General features: G+C 51.0%; 11 protein-coding genes and 8 tRNA genes. All 19 read left to right on the plus strand.

Features of this window, described 5'->3' with window-relative positions; genetic code table 11:
• Nucleotides 1-30: 30 nt before the first annotated feature.
• Nucleotides 31-105: transfer RNA gene (locus L2W48_RS04485), tRNA-Ala, on the plus strand.
• Between the two features lie 138 nt (nucleotides 106-243).
• A tRNA-Pro gene (locus L2W48_RS04490) sits at nucleotides 244-321 on the plus strand.
• A gap of 15 nt (nucleotides 322-336) precedes the next feature.
• Nucleotides 337-412, plus strand: a tRNA-Gly gene (locus tag L2W48_RS04495).
• Between the two features lie 8 nt (nucleotides 413-420).
• Nucleotides 421-497 (plus strand) — tRNA-Arg (locus tag L2W48_RS04500).
• 10 nt (nucleotides 498-507) lie between these two features.
• A tRNA-His gene (locus L2W48_RS04505) sits at nucleotides 508-584 on the plus strand.
• 10 nt (nucleotides 585-594) lie between these two features.
• Nucleotides 595-670: transfer RNA gene (locus L2W48_RS04510), tRNA-Lys, on the plus strand.
• Between the two features lie 29 nt (nucleotides 671-699).
• Nucleotides 700-775, plus strand: a tRNA-Lys gene (locus L2W48_RS04515).
• A gap of 19 nt (nucleotides 776-794) precedes the next feature.
• Nucleotides 795-879: transfer RNA gene (locus L2W48_RS04520), tRNA-Leu, on the plus strand.
• 191 nt (nucleotides 880-1,070) lie between these two features.
• Nucleotides 1,071-1,382 carry an Hpt domain-containing protein gene (locus L2W48_RS04525; protein WP_236098835.1) on the plus strand — a complete coding sequence of 104 codons (312 nt, stop codon included), beginning with the start codon at nucleotides 1,071-1,073 and terminating at the stop codon, nucleotides 1,380-1,382.
• Between the two features lie 82 nt (nucleotides 1,383-1,464).
• Nucleotides 1,465-2,751: a trigger factor gene (tig, locus tag L2W48_RS04530; protein WP_236098836.1), complete on the plus strand. Its 1,287-nt coding sequence runs from the start codon at nucleotides 1,465-1,467 to the stop codon at nucleotides 2,749-2,751.
• A gap of 30 nt (nucleotides 2,752-2,781) precedes the next feature.
• Entirely contained in the window at nucleotides 2,782-3,360 is a 579-nt protein-coding gene (clpP, locus tag L2W48_RS04535; RefSeq protein WP_236098916.1) for an ATP-dependent Clp endopeptidase proteolytic subunit ClpP, read from the plus strand.
• Nucleotides 3,361-3,477: 117 nt separating this feature from the next.
• The gene (clpX, locus tag L2W48_RS04540) at nucleotides 3,478-4,773 is read left to right on the plus strand and encodes an ATP-dependent Clp protease ATP-binding subunit ClpX (RefSeq protein ID WP_236098837.1); all 1,296 of its coding nucleotides are present in this window, start codon (nucleotides 3,478-3,480) and stop codon (nucleotides 4,771-4,773) included.
• Nucleotides 4,774-4,776: 3 nt separating this feature from the next.
• Nucleotides 4,777-7,092, plus strand: a complete 2,316-nt coding sequence (lon, locus tag L2W48_RS04545; protein WP_236098838.1) for an endopeptidase La — start codon at nucleotides 4,777-4,779, stop codon at nucleotides 7,090-7,092.
• Nucleotides 7,092-7,703 (plus strand): ribosome biogenesis GTP-binding protein YihA/YsxC, encoded by a 612-nt coding sequence (gene yihA / locus L2W48_RS04550; RefSeq protein WP_236098839.1) that lies wholly within the window; start codon nucleotides 7,092-7,094, stop codon nucleotides 7,701-7,703. Before lon ends, yihA begins: the two co-directional genes overlap by 1 nt.
• A 12-nt stretch (nucleotides 7,704-7,715) precedes the next feature.
• Nucleotides 7,716-10,379 carry a valine--tRNA ligase gene (locus L2W48_RS04555; RefSeq protein ID WP_236098840.1) on the plus strand — a complete coding sequence of 888 codons (2,664 nt, stop codon included), beginning with the start codon at nucleotides 7,716-7,718 and terminating at the stop codon, nucleotides 10,377-10,379.
• The gene (locus L2W48_RS04560) at nucleotides 10,376-11,701 is read left to right on the plus strand and encodes a bifunctional folylpolyglutamate synthase/dihydrofolate synthase (protein WP_236098841.1); all 1,326 of its coding nucleotides are present in this window, start codon (nucleotides 10,376-10,378) and stop codon (nucleotides 11,699-11,701) included. The genes L2W48_RS04555 and L2W48_RS04560 overlap by 4 nt, the downstream gene beginning before the upstream one ends.
• 77 nt (nucleotides 11,702-11,778) lie before the next feature.
• Nucleotides 11,779-12,432: a purine nucleoside phosphorylase YfiH/LACC1 family protein gene (locus L2W48_RS04565; protein ID WP_236098842.1), complete on the plus strand. Its 654-nt coding sequence runs from the start codon at nucleotides 11,779-11,781 to the stop codon at nucleotides 12,430-12,432.
• A gap of 62 nt (nucleotides 12,433-12,494) precedes the next feature.
• Nucleotides 12,495-13,451 (plus strand): Gfo/Idh/MocA family oxidoreductase, encoded by a 957-nt coding sequence (locus L2W48_RS04570; RefSeq protein WP_268906454.1) that lies wholly within the window; start codon nucleotides 12,495-12,497, stop codon nucleotides 13,449-13,451.
• A gap of 98 nt (nucleotides 13,452-13,549) precedes the next feature.
• The gene (locus L2W48_RS04575) at nucleotides 13,550-13,798 is read left to right on the plus strand and encodes a flagellar biosynthesis protein FliR (RefSeq protein ID WP_236098844.1); all 249 of its coding nucleotides are present in this window, start codon (nucleotides 13,550-13,552) and stop codon (nucleotides 13,796-13,798) included.
• Nucleotides 13,799-13,862: the final 64 nt, after the last annotated feature.

Raw genomic sequence — 13,862 nt, forward strand, 5'->3', positions numbered from 1 at the left:
CCGTACAATTATCGCCGTCTCGTGATGAAAGGGGCTGTGGCGCAGAGGGAGCGCGATTCCTTCGCAAGGAATAGGTCGGGGGTTCGAGTCCCCCCAGCTCCACCAGATTGGTTCTTTTTTAGACTTTTCTGTGGGCTGTCACGGGATAAGGAAGTGCTTGACGGTTTTAGCTTCCTGTTGTATCATTTCCCGGTACCGAGTTCGGGCGCTGTTAGGTCAAGTTTTCACCCTTCGGCTGTAGTGCGGGGCGTAGCGCAGTCTGGTTAGCGCACCTGCTTTGGGAGCAGGGGGTCGAAGGTTCGAATCCTTTCGCCCCGACCATATTACGATGGATATGCGGAAATAGCTCAATTGGTAGAGCACTAGCCTTCCAAGCTGGGGGTTGCGGGTTCGAGTCCCGTTTTCCGCTCCATTTTTTTTGCGCCGGTAGCTCAGTTGGATAGAGCAACGGCCTTCTAAGCCGTGGGTCGCGGGTTCGAATCCTGCCCGGCGCGCCAAGAGTTTATGGTGGGTGTAGTTCAGTTGGTTAGAACGCTGGATTGTGGTTCCAGAGGTCGGGGGTTCGAATCCCCTCACTCACCCCATTGTTTTTGTGGATCGTTAGCTCAACTGGCAGAGCACCTGACTCTTAATCAGGGGGTTACAGGTTCGATTCCTGTACGATCCACCAGTTTTCCGTCTTGGTGATGCCTTCTAATGGGACCGTTAGCTCAACTGGCAGAGCACCTGACTCTTAATCAGGGGGTTACAGGTTCGATTCCTGTACGGTCCACCATTTTTCCGCCAACGACGATGCGAGAGTGGTGGAATTGGTAGACACGCTGGATTTAGGATCCAGTGCCTTCGTGCGTAGGGGTTCAAGTCCCCTCTCTCGCACCATTTTCCTCGTTAAGGGATTCCCTTCATCCATTACCCTTCCTTTTAGTTCTCTTATTCTCCTTTATATGATAAGCTGTTTTCAGGACGTATTGTTTTATCTGTCTTGTTTATTCATAGAATAAAATTCAACCAATGTAGAGGTGTTGCCCGTGTCCGAGTCCTCAAGTCAACGAGAAAAGCGCTTGCTTGACATGGCGGGGGGAGATCTAAAACTAGCCGTAGAGTTGGCCCGCATCTTTTTATCTCATTACGATGAAATGCATCGTTCTCTGGCCGATGCCGTAGAACGACGAGATCCTTTGGACGTACGGCGAATGGTTCACTCGATAGAGGGCAGTTTAGGGGCGATGGGAAGTCTCGAGTCAATAGAGAAGCTGTCCGCCATAGGTCAGGCCGGTCGTGACGAGCGTCGTGATCTTTTCGAGGAACTATTTCTCCTCTACGAGGAGGCCATCAATCGTTCCAACGACGAGATACGTCTCTTCATAGATGCGCAGAAATGAATGGTTTAGTAAAAGAAGTTCGTTTGTGATATACTACCGTGGTTGTTCAAGATATAGGTTGTCGTGAAAGGGGTTGCCTCTCGTGAGATCAGAGATGCTGTCGCAGGAAAAGAACGTGGTTACCATAAAAGCGGTTGTTGAAAAAGAGGACTTCAAAAAAGAGGTCTCCAAGATGTACGATAAGCTCGCCAAAAATGCAGCTATCCCAGGGTTCCGCCGAGGGAAGGCTCCCAGAAAGGTTCTCGATCTTCGTTTCGGGAAAGAGGCTATTTTGGCAGAGGCTTTGGAAGAGATGATCCCATCTCTCCTAGGAGAGATAACCACCGATTACGATTTGAACCTTATCGAGGATCCGGACGTTAAGATCGACGTTATGGAAGAGGGTAAGGATGTGGAGTTGACCTTGGTTTTCGAGGTCGAGCCCGAGGTGTCCTTGGCCGATCTATCCGAGATCAAGGTAGTAAAACCAAAGATGAACGTCACCGACGATCATGTAGCGGAAGCGATCGATGATCTTCGTAAAAGACATTCCTCTTTGGAGTCGGTAGATCGCCCCAGTGCTTCCGGAGATGTCGTCGTGGCGGATTACTCAACGGTAGTGGTCGACGACGAGGGAGAGGAAATAGTCTCTCACCCTGCTGAGAGTCACTCTTTTGACTTGGTCGAAGAGACCCTGAGGCCCGAGATATATCAGGCATTGCTTGGCGTCTCTCCCGAGGACGAAAGGGACTCGCAGGTCGTTATAGACGAGGATTACAAAGACGAGAAATTAGCGGGGAAGACCGCTAAATATAAGTTTACCGTAAAAGAAGTCAAGGAAAGAGTTCTGCCGAATCTCGATCCAACCTTCTTCGGACAGGTTTTCGGAGAAGAGGGAGAGACTATGGACGAGGGGGCTTTCAGAGAAGCCATATGTAATCGTCTAGGAGAGCATATGGAAGGCGAAGCTCAGCAGGCTGCCGAGGGCGACATGGTCAGAAAATCAGTGGATGCCTCCGATGTAGAGGTTCCCGTATCCATGGTCAACAGACAGGTCGAAAGCCTTAAAAAGAGAATGGAAGAGCAGGAAACCGAGGATGTAGACGATTCGCAGCTTATCTCTCAGGCCGAAAGAGACGTTAAGGAGTTCCTTGTCTTGGAGGCTTACGGCAAGGATCTGGCCGTTGAGCTCACCAAGGAGGATCTAGACGAGGAGTTCCAGCGTGTAGCCGATAGTTACGGAATCGGGGTAGAGGCGGTAAAGGGAGCTTTCCTTAAAAATAAGGACAAGATCAACGAGATAGCCCATAGTCTGAAGGTCAAGAAGACGATCTCCGCAATGATGGAGAAGGTCTCCGTTGAGGAAAAGGAGTTGGGCCAGGCTCAATAATCAGGACAGGGAGGAGTTACCTCGATGTCGATGTATATCCCTTATGTCATAGAGCAAACGGGGCGAGGAGAGAGATCCTACGATATCTACTCCAGGCTCTTGAAGGACCGTATCGTTTTCATAGGAGACGAGATAAACGATGGTCTGGCGAACTCGGTCATAGCCCAGATGTTGTTTTTGGAGAGCGAGAACCCCGATAAGGATATCTATTTTTACATCAACTCTCCCGGTGGTTCCACCACCGCCGGGTTGGCGATCTATGACACCATGCAGTATGTCAAGTGCGATATCTCGACCATAGTCGTAGGAATAGCCGCCAGCATGGCGGCGGTGCTTTTGACCGCCGGCACTACGGGGAAAAGGGTATCTCTTCCTCGAAGCAGGGTGATGATACATCAACCTTGGGGAGGTGCCAGAGGCAAGGCATCCGATATGGCTATTCAGGTCAAGGAGATTATGCATACTAAAGAGACGTTGAATCGGATTCTGGCCGACCACAGTGGTCAGGATTTCGATAAGATATGCGAAGATACGGAAAAGGACTTCTATATGTCAGCTGACGAGGCCATGGCCTATGGGCTTGTGGACAAGGTCATCGATAGACGATAGAATTCGTAACCGCCGAGACGCAGATAAGGGAGCCCGCAAATCGGGTATCCCTTATTTGTGCATTATGGGCGTTAATGCGTCGTCCAGGTTCCTATCCGATCGCAAGGAGGACTAAAAATGAGAAATTTTGACGAGAAAGGCCGTACAGGAGATAAGGGCATTCGTTGTTCCTTTTGTGGCAAAACCCAGGAAGAGGTGGTCAAGCTAATCGCCGGGCCTGGCGTCTATATATGTAACGAGTGCATCAACCTCTGTTCTCTGATACTTCAGGAGGATCAGGCCTCTCAGGAGTCGGGAAAGACCCTCTCGGTAAAGGAACCTTTTATGGACTTCAACAACATTCCCAAGCCCAGAGAGATCAAGTCCTATCTGGATCGTTACGTTATCGGTCAGGAAAAGGCCAAAAGAGCCGTCTCCGTATCGGTATATAACCACTATCGGAGAATTCAGAACAATATGGCCAACGAGAGCGAAGTTGATATCCAGAAAAGCAACCTACTGTTGGCCGGTCCTACCGGTTCAGGAAAGACCCTGATCGCCCAGACACTGGCAAAAAAACTTAATGTTCCCTTTGCCATGGCGGATGCCACCGTTCTTACAGAGGCTGGATATGTCGGAGAGGACGTCGAGAATATCCTCGTAAGGCTTCTACAAGCCGCCGATTACGATGTCTCCGCTGCGGAGAGAGGGATCATCTACATAGACGAAATGGACAAGATAACCCGTAAGTCCGAGTCGACGTCGATAACCAGAGATGTCTCGGGGGAAGGAGTTCAGCAGGCATTGCTCAAGATACTCGAGGGGACCTTGGCCAACATTCCCCCCAAGGGTGGCAGAAAACACCCCTATCAGGAATTCATATCGATAGATACCACCAATATCCTTTTCATATGTGCGGGGGCCTTCGATGGCCTTGAGGATATAGTAGCCAGAAGGATGAACAGAAAGATGATCGGCTTCGGAGGTGAAGTCCACAGCAAAGTGTCGGCCAAGAGATTTGAGCTTCTGTCTCATGCAGAGCCGGACGATCTGATGTCCTTCGGTTTTATACCGGAGATCATAGGCCGTATTCCCGTATTGGTTCCCATGGAGACCCTGGACGTAGATGCCTTGGTCAAGATACTTACCGAGCCTCGTAACGCTTTGGTCAGACAGTATGAGAAACTCCTTGAGCTGGAGAACATCGATCTGGAGTTTACCGAGGGAGCCTTAAAAGCCGTAGCTGAAAAAGCCATGATCAAGAACACCGGGGCCAGAGGACTCCGGACGATAATGGAGGGCAGAATGTTGGATCTTATGTACGATATCCCTTCCAGAGAGGACGACGTCGTCAAGATTATTCTGGACGAAGGGTTTATCGACGGCTCGGAGCCGCCCAGGTATGTTCTCGGAAGCGATGAGGAGGTAGCCTAGTTTATGGCCTATGTTCTTCCCGTTCGGGACATGGTGATGTTCCCGGGGGCCATCGCTCCTCTTTTCGTAGGACGTCCCAGATCCCTCAAGGCAATTGAGCTTTCCATACTCGAGGATCGGAAGATCTTCGTCGCTACCCAGATGGACCTGTCGGTAGAGGATCCCGGAGACGGAGATCTTTACTCTATGGGAACTCTCTGCAACATACTTCAGATGGTCAGGGTTCCGGATGGATCGACCAAGGTGCTGCTTGAGGGGCTCGGGCGTATGAGGGCTAGATCGTTCGTCAAGGAGAGGGATGTCCTATCGGCCGATATCGTACCAGTTGAGACAGGGCGATGGAGGAAAGATGAAAAGATAGAGGCATTAAAGAGAAGTGTAATGCTGGCTTTCGAGGAATACGTGACCCTTCACCCAAAACTTCCGTCGGAGATCCTCATCTCGGTTAATTCTGTGAAAGACCTGGATAAAATGTCCGACCTGGTCGCGTCTCATCTGACCATAGATGTCGACAAAAAACAGAATCTTTTGGAATGCAACCGTATGGATACGAGGTTGGAGTTTCTTCTTAAGACGTTACTGGAGGAAAACGAACTTCTGAAACTGGAACACGATATCCACGACAGAGTTCAACAGGAGCTGGAACAGGGGCAGAAGCAGTATTATCTGAGGGAGCAGCTGAAGATCATACGTTCCGAGTTAGGACAGGACGATTCGGAATCCGAACTGGACGGGTACGAAAAGAAGATCATCGATGCAGAGCTTCCGGAGGAAGTGGAGGAACGGGCCAGGGAGGAACTTCGAAGATTGGGCAAGATGCCGCCTCTGTCGGCGGAGGCCACGGTCGTGAGGAGCTACATAGACTGGATCTTGGGGATGCCTTGGCATAGGGAAACGGAGGACAATCTCGACCTCTCCTCGGTGCGTTCCGTCCTGGAGTCCAATCATTACGGTCTCGAGAGGATAAAGAAACGCCTTCTGGAATTCATAGCGGTCAGGAAACTGGCGGGAGACCAGGCCAGAGGGGGAATTCTCTGTCTTGTCGGCCCTCCCGGGGTCGGGAAAACCTCGTTAGGCCGTTCCGTCGCCGATGCTATGGGAAGAAAGTTCGTCAGTATGTCTCTGGGCGGGGTAAGAGACGAAGCGGAGATACGAGGCCATAGGAAGACCTATATCGGATCCATGCCTGGCAGGATAATGCAGAAGATAAAGCAAGTGGGGACCAAGAACCCGGTGTTGTTGATGGACGAGGTCGATAAACTGGGCAACGATTTCAGAGGGGATCCGGCGTCGGCCCTTTTGGAGGTACTAGATCCATCGCAGAACGATCGTTTCGTGGACCATTATCTGGAGGTCCCCTTCGATCTCAGCAAGGTCCTGTTCATTACCACCGCAAACGTCACCCATACGATACCAAGCGCCTTGTTGGACCGTATGGAGGTTATAGAGCTTTCCGGTTACGTGATGGAGGAAAAACTGAGGATAGCTAAGAAACACCTGCTGCCCAAGCTTCTCAGGGAAAACGGACTGAGCAGGAAAGACCTTACCATCTCCGACGGAGTTTATCGAAAGATAGTGGGAGAGTACACGAGGGAAGCGGGCGTAAGAAACCTGGAGAGGAACATGGCCTCCCTCTGCAGGAAAGCGGCGATGAAGATCGTCGAATCGGAGACTTCCGACGAAAAAGTCGGCCCTGTTAGGGTGACCGCTAAAAACTTAAAAGACTATCTTGGCGCCCCAAAACGGTACGATCTCAGGCTTCCCAAGAGTCCCCGCAGAGGAGTTGCCTTGGGCTTGGCATGGACTCAGGCCGGAGGAGAGGTCCTGGTGATAGAGGCTATCTCTACGGAGGGAAAGGGGCAGGTCACCTTGACCGGCAACCTCGGCTCCATTATGCAGGAATCGGCACAGACCGCTATGGGGTATCTGAAAGGTCACGGCGGCCAGCTCGGCCTTAAAGACGTCGACTGGAACGGTCTCGACGTCCATCTCCACGTCCCTGAAGGCGCTATCCCGAAGGACGGACCTTCGGCCGGTATAACCATGGCCGTGGCCATATTGTCGGTTTTGGCCGGTAGAAGATACCTCCCGGACGTTGCTATGACTGGCGAGATCTCCCTTCTAGGGCAGGTCTTACCGATCGGGGGCATCAGGGAAAAGATTTTGGCTGCCAAGAGAAACGGTATCAAGAGGCTCATCGTTCCCGAGGGCAATCGTCCCGACGTGGAAGAGCTCGAAGAGTGGGTTAAGGACGGTCTCCGTTTCGTCTTCGTCTCTTCCGCTAAGGACGTCTTTAAGCATGCCTTGGAGTCCGATTAATGTTCAGGTGGAGAGCGGAGCTTGTCCGCACAGCCTTCGAGGCTCGTCAGTTTCCAGAACCTAAGTTTCCGGAGGTCGCCTTGGCAGGCAGGTCAAACGTGGGAAAGTCCAGTCTGCTGAACGCCCTTATAGACCAGAAAATAGCCCATATCAGTTCGAAACCGGGAAAGACTAGAAGCATAAATTTTTTCGAGGTCTCCTCTGGAGGAAATCCTTTTACCTTGGTCGATCTTCCTGGATATGGATTTGCGTCGAGGAGCAAAAAAGAACAGGACCAGTGGCGTAAGCTGATAGAGAGATACGTATCTTCCAGACAAAATCTGTCTTTGGTCATACACTTGGTCGATTTTCGTCACGGACTTCTGAAGAACGACGTAGAACTTCAGGACTGGATCTCCGCTCTCGGAGTGCCTATGCTCACGGTCTTTACCAAGGTGGACAAAATAGCCAGGGGTAAAAGAAAGGGCGAGCTTCACAAGTATATAAAGTCCGGTCTGAAATCCGTCGACGTCCCTATCCTCACCTCTACGGAGGGGAAGTTGGGAGTAGAGGAGTTGCGGACTTTCATATCGGCCTACCTGGAAGAATGGAATCGTTATGTGGATAGTTAAGGGGGAAAAAAGATGATAGAGAGGAACAAAGAGCTTTCCAAAAACTACGATCCTAAACCGATCGAGGACAGATTTTATCGGTGGTGGTTGGATAAAGGACTCTTCGAGGCGGACGTAGACAAGGAGAAAGAGGCTTTCAGCATAGTCATCCCCCCCCCTAACGTAACCGGTTCTCTTCACATGGGGCATGCCTTCAATAACACCTTTCAGGACATTATCTGTAGATACAAGAGGATGAGAGGCTACAACGTCCTGTGGCTTCCTGGAACAGATCATGCCGGGATAGCCACACAAAACGTCGTGGAAAGGGAGCTTACCAAAGAGGGTATCTCCAGACACGATATGTCCAGAGAGGATTTTATCGACAGGGTATGGGCGTGGAAAGAGGAATACGGCAACAGGATAATAAACCAGCAGAAAAAACTAGGAAATTCCTGTGATTGGCGCCGTCTGAGGTTCACCATGGACGAGGGGCTCTCCAAGGCGGTACGTGCCGTCTTCGTGAGGCTTTACGAAAAAGGACTCATATACAGAGGGAAATACATCATAAACTGGTGCCCCAGGTGTCAGACCGCCCTTTCCGATCTGGAGGTGGAGCACTCGGAGGAGCCGGGTAAACTTTATTACGTTGCCTATCCGATCGTAGGGGAAGATGGATATATTCTAGTAGCCACTACCAGACCGGAGACCATTCTCGGAGACGTCGCAGTAGCCGTCCATCCCAGGGACGAGAATAATCGCTCTCTGATAGGCAAAAAAGTGGTGGCTCCTTTAACCGGAGGCAGGGAGATACCCATAATAGAGGACAACATGGTGGATCCCGAGTTCGGAACGGGATTCGTCAAGATAACCCCCGCTCATGACCCGAACGACTTCCTGGTGGGGCAGAGACACGGTCTCGAACAGCTCCAGGTGATCGATGCCCAGGGCGTGATGAACGAGAACGCCGGTCCCTATGCAGGTATGTCCGTAGAGGAAGGACGAAAGAAGGCAGTCTCGGACCTCGAAGAACAGGGCTACCTCAAGAAGGTCGAGGATCTTCCTCATCAGGTCGGTCATTGTTATAGGTGTAACACCGTCGTGGAACCCTATCTGTCTGAACAGTGGTTTGTCAAGGCGAAGCCCTTGGCCGACAGAGGAGTTCAATCGGTCGAAAACGGCGAAATCCGATGGTTGCCTGAACACTGGACCAAAACCTACTATCAGTGGATGGAAAACATCAGGGACTGGTGTATCTCACGTCAGCTTTGGTGGGGACACAGAATCCCGGCCTGGACCTGTCAGGACTGTGGACATATAGTGGTTGCCGAGGAAGACCCGACAGAATGTCCTAAGTGCGGATCGTCCGCCTTGATACAGGACGAGGACGTGCTTGATACCTGGTTCAGCAGCGCCCTTTGGCCTTTCTCGACCTTGGGCTGGCCCGATAAGACCGAGGAATTGGAGCATTTCTACCCCACTTCCCTGATGGTGACCGGATTCGACATAATCTTCTTCTGGGTCTCTAGGATGATAATGATGGGGTTGGAGTTCATGGACGAGATCCCCTTCAACGACGTTTACATCCATGCCTTGGTGAGAGACGAGCAGGGGCAAAAGATGAGCAAGTCCAAGGGGAATGTGATCGATCCTCTTACCATGATCGATCAGTTCGGCGCCGACGCTCTTCGTTTTACCGTAGCTGCCCTTACGATGCCCGGAAGGGACATACTCCTAAGCCCAAGTAAGATAGAGAACTACAGGCATTTCCTCAATAAAATATGGAATGCCAGCCGTTTCGCACTGATGAATCTGGGCGACTCGGAACCCTCTCGACCCGATGATAAGGACCTTAGGCTTCACGATAAGTGGATAATGGATCGACTGTCCAAGGTGAACTCTCAGGTTACCGATTATCTTGACGAATATCTCATAGGCGATGCGGCCAGATTGCTCTACGATTTTATCTGGGGAGATCTTTGCGACTGGTACGTAGAGATGAGCAAACCCGCTCTCTGGGGAGACGAGGGTGAGGACAGAAAGGAAGCCACCCTCTGGGTCCTTCTCGAAGTCTTCAAAGAGACTCTCTCGTTGCTTCACCCCTTTATTCCCTTCCTGACAGAGGAGCTGTGGCAGGCTTTCGGTTTTGGACAGGAGCCTATGGAAAAGGAGGAGTGGAAGGTCAGATCCTCCGACGAAAGGCCCGACACCCTGGAGAAATCCATGGATACCCTACAGGACATGATAAGGGCCATAAGGAACCTTAGAGCAGAGGCTGGTTTGCCTCCTCAGAAGTCTGTGGATTCCGTGGTGGTGAGGACGGATTCTAGAGATACTGTTGAACTGGTGAAGGAGAACGAGGACATGATATCCCTTCTCGCCAGGGTGAATAGAGTATCGGTGGTCCCGACCGGATCCGACGCTTCCGGCAAGTCTCTTAGCTCCGTTCTCGGCTCGGGTATAGTCTATCTTCCGGTAGGAGATCTTCTGGATATCGATTCTGAAATACGGAGATTGGAGCAGGAAAAGGAACAGATGGAGAGCAACCTTTCCAAGAGCGAAAAGAAACTGGCCAACCCAAACTTCGTTGAAAGAGCTCCCCTGGATGTAGTGGAAAAAGAGCGCGGTAGGATCGAGGATTTCCAAAGAAGAATTCATAGAATAGCGGAAAACATCGCCAGTCTCTCCGAAAAATGAGCGAAAAAATAGATATAGAGAGATACGACGATATCGAGAGGCTTATGACAGAACTGTCCAGCCCTGGGATACACCCCGGGCTAGGCAGGGTTGTCCGTCTTTTGAACATCATGGGAAATCCTGAAAGATCCTTTCCCGCCGTCCACGTTGTCGGCACCAACGGCAAGGGATCCACTTCCGCCATGATAGAGATGGCTTTGCGGAGTTCGGGATACTCTACAGCTCTCTACACCAGTCCCCATCTTCTGCATTTCGGAGAGAGACTAACCCTCAATGGCGAATGCGTATCTCCGGAAGCCTGGAGGAGATCAATTCTTCGGATATTCGACTGTGTAGAAGAAGACCCCTCGCTAAAAGAGGACAGGCCTACTTATTTTGAGATCATGACGGTATGTGCCTTGATTTTGATCTCCGAGAGATCTCCCGACATAGCGGTGATAGAGGCCGGCATGGGAGGCCGTCTGGATGCCACCAACGTGTTGGGCGACGTCAGGCTGTCGGTGGTCACGCCTATCGCCTTGGATCACAGCGATTTTCTCGGAGATACTGTGGAGGCGGTGGCGGAGGAAAAATTCGCGGTCATAAGGGATGGGGGTCGAGCCATCTTTGCCGGAGACGGAGGAGGCGTGCTATCTCGCCGTTTCAGGGAGATCTGCGACAGCCGAGGTTGCATCGATGTCGTGGCGGATGAGACGATAGAGATAGATCTGGATAGTTTATCCCTGTCCCTTTCAGGTACGACGGTATCTCTTAGAAGACAGGGGAAGACCGTCGAGCTTGTCCTGTCTTTATTGGGTAGATACCAGGCGGAGAACGCACGTCTAGCCTATCTGGCCTGCGATATCCTGAGAGAAGATTTTTACCGGATGAAAAAAAAGGATATCCTGAGAGGTTTTTCCTCCACCAAATGGCCCGGAAGGTTGGAGGTATTTAGAAAAGAGCCTCCTCTGCTTTTGGACGGAGCCCATAACCCCCACGGAATGTCGGCTTTGGTAGCCTCCTTGGGCGATCTTATCGGATCTAGAAGCCTCGGAATCGTCTATACGTCCATGTCCGACAAAGACTACGCCACCGTGTTGGGCATACTGTCCGACGGTATGTCCTGTCGACTGTACTGTACCGAGGTGCCCGATAACGAGAGGTGTGCCAAAGCCGAAAGACTGGCCCAAGCTGCGAAGGACATGAGGTGGACAGCCTCTCCGGTCGCCGTAACCGATCCATCGAGAGCCCTGGATCTTGCCTCGGAGGAGTGCGACATCGTTATCGGCTGCGGGAGTCTCTATCTATTGTCCTGGATATACAGGAACTACGTAAAACCATGATCCCTTCCTTTCGCGTATCGATCGGAGCAAATGGAGATGTGCTCGAGTTTTTGGAGGGGAACTCTGTTCGTGGTGCTATGACGTTGCGTTCTCCCGATCTTCGTCCTCAGGACGAAGTGATGATGTATCTGTCGACCTTGGGAACAGTGATCTCTCCTAGGCAGGTTCATGGCGTCGACATAGTTATCGATCGGGACGACATCGCCTCCCGCACCTTCGGGGACGGCGTCATTCTGACATCCGAAGGATTCATAGGGACGATTCAGGTAGCGGATTGTTACCCCGTCCTGTTATCGGGGAGCTCTCCCGCTCCTTGGCGCCTTCTTCTACATTCGGGATTCAAGGGAACTGTTGACAATATAGTCCTTGCCGGATGGCGTAGGTTGTTGAAGACGACGGACGTGGATGTCGAGCTATCTCGTGCCTGGATAGGTCCGGGAATAGGTTCTTGCTGTTACAGAAGAAAGAGCAACGATCCCTGGACCGATAAAGCGATGCGCCTGCTTGAAAGGAATTTTTGGAGAAGAGACGGCGACTCCGTATGGTTCGACATGGCTTCCGCTATAAGAAGTCAGATCGAGGGATTGGGTATTGACCCGAACAACATCGCCGTTCATGGGGAGTGTACTTTATGCAACTCTTCCAGGTATCTATCCTATCGAAGCGGGGATAAAGAGAGCCGAATGGTCTTTTTTTCATCCATAGATGCCACTTTCGACGCTTATCTGTGATACTGTAGACGGGAACAACAGAACCAGGCCGATTGGAGTGAGTACTGGTGGAATTGAAAAGAATGGGCGTCGTTGGAGTAGGCCATCTTGGGCAGCATCACGCCCGAATTTACACCGAGATATTGGGAGCTCAGCTTGTCGGGGTGATGGATGAAAACTCCGAAAGGGCTTCCTCTATAGGTCAACATCTCGGGGTTCCGTATTACGACGATATAGATGAGTTTCTCGATTCGGCACGTCCCGACGGTATAAGCGTGGTGGTTCCTACGGTGAACCATTTCGAGGTTGCTAGAAAAGCTCTCCTCAGAGGGGTCAACGTATTGATAGAGAAGCCAGTCACTACCACCGTCGAAGAGGCGGAACAACTTTTGACCATGGCAGCGGAGAAGGATCTGGTGCTTCAGGTAGGGCATATAGAGAGGTTTAACAGCGCCATACAGTACGTGTCAAAGATATCTCACGAGCCAATGTTCCTTCAATCCAGGCGACTCGGTCCTTTCTCATCCAGGATCAGCGACGTGGGAGTAGTTTTGGATCTTATGATTCACGATATAGACATCGTACTATCCTTGGTGAATTCCTCTATAGAGAACATCTCCGCTACCGGTAGAAAGATTCGTTCCGACTACGAGGACATAGCCTCCGCCCAACTTTCCTTCGAAAATGGGTCGATGGCCCATATTCTCGTGAGTCGAGTCTCGGAGAGACGACTTCGTCAGATGGAGATAATGGAGCCGGAGAGATACCTTTCCATAAACTATGAGACTCAGGATGTATCCATACACCGCTGTGTAAACCAAAGTGGTACCGGATTAGTCGAGGTCATAGAGCACCCTATATTTCCCAAGAGCGAGCCTCTGAAACTGGAACTTCAACATTTCGTGAGCTGCGTCAGGGACGGCAAACAGCCGTTGGTGGGCATTTCCGATGGTAAGAGAGCTCTGGAGATCGCGGTGGAGGTATTGAAACAGATACATCGAAATAACTCACTGTCGGCTCATGCGGAAGAGGCTGTATAGCCCTACTGTATGACTTCAAGTAGTGTAAAATGAAGGGAAGAGGCCTGCCTCTTCCTTTTTTTTATGGCGGTTTCAATAACTGTAGGGGAGGGTTCCGAATGAGCATTTTTAAGTCCATACCGGCGGTAAACCTTCAGGCGTTGTTGGCTTTAGGATGTTTCGGCCTGTGTCTGTTTTTTGCAAGGGTAGTGAGGAGAATATCGGAGGGGGCGATACCGGGAGGAGCTGGGTCTATTCTCTACCTTAGAACTTTGATAGGTTTTCTCTTTGCAGCTTCCATCGCTCTCGGGCTGGCTTCTTTTGCCGGTATCGACGTCCTTAAGGGAGGGATTTTTTTGCATGATTAAAAAAATCTGTTTAATGACATCTATCTTGATTTTTATGTCGATCGGGTCCTTAAAAGCTCAAGAA

The organism is Dethiosulfovibrio russensis (genome assembly GCF_021568855.1).
Lineage (GTDB): Bacteria > Synergistota > Synergistia > Synergistales > Dethiosulfovibrionaceae > Dethiosulfovibrio > Dethiosulfovibrio russensis.

Bases quoted from the DNA above. Each gene is read 5' to 3' on its own strand.
- L2W48_RS04525 (WP_236098835.1), top strand. From the start codon at position 1,071: ATGGCGGGGGGAGATCTAAAACTAGCCGTAGAGTTGGCCCGCATCTTT.
- clpP (WP_236098916.1), top strand. From the start codon at position 2,782: ATGTATATCCCTTATGTCATAGAGCAAACGGGGCGAGGAGAGAGATCC.
- clpX (WP_236098837.1), top strand. From the start codon at position 3,478: ATGAGAAATTTTGACGAGAAAGGCCGTACAGGAGATAAGGGCATTCGT.
- lon (WP_236098838.1), top strand. From the start codon at position 4,777: ATGGCCTATGTTCTTCCCGTTCGGGACATGGTGATGTTCCCGGGGGCC.
- yihA (WP_236098839.1), top strand. From the start codon at position 7,092: ATGTTCAGGTGGAGAGCGGAGCTTGTCCGCACAGCCTTCGAGGCTCGT.
- L2W48_RS04555 (WP_236098840.1), top strand. From the start codon at position 7,716: ATGATAGAGAGGAACAAAGAGCTTTCCAAAAACTACGATCCTAAACCG.
- L2W48_RS04560 (WP_236098841.1), top strand. From the start codon at position 10,376: ATGAGCGAAAAAATAGATATAGAGAGATACGACGATATCGAGAGGCTT.
- L2W48_RS04565 (WP_236098842.1), top strand. From the start codon at position 11,779: ATGACGTTGCGTTCTCCCGATCTTCGTCCTCAGGACGAAGTGATGATG.
- L2W48_RS04570 (WP_268906454.1), top strand. From the start codon at position 12,495: ATGGGCGTCGTTGGAGTAGGCCATCTTGGGCAGCATCACGCCCGAATT.
- L2W48_RS04575 (WP_236098844.1), top strand. From the start codon at position 13,550: ATGAGCATTTTTAAGTCCATACCGGCGGTAAACCTTCAGGCGTTGTTG.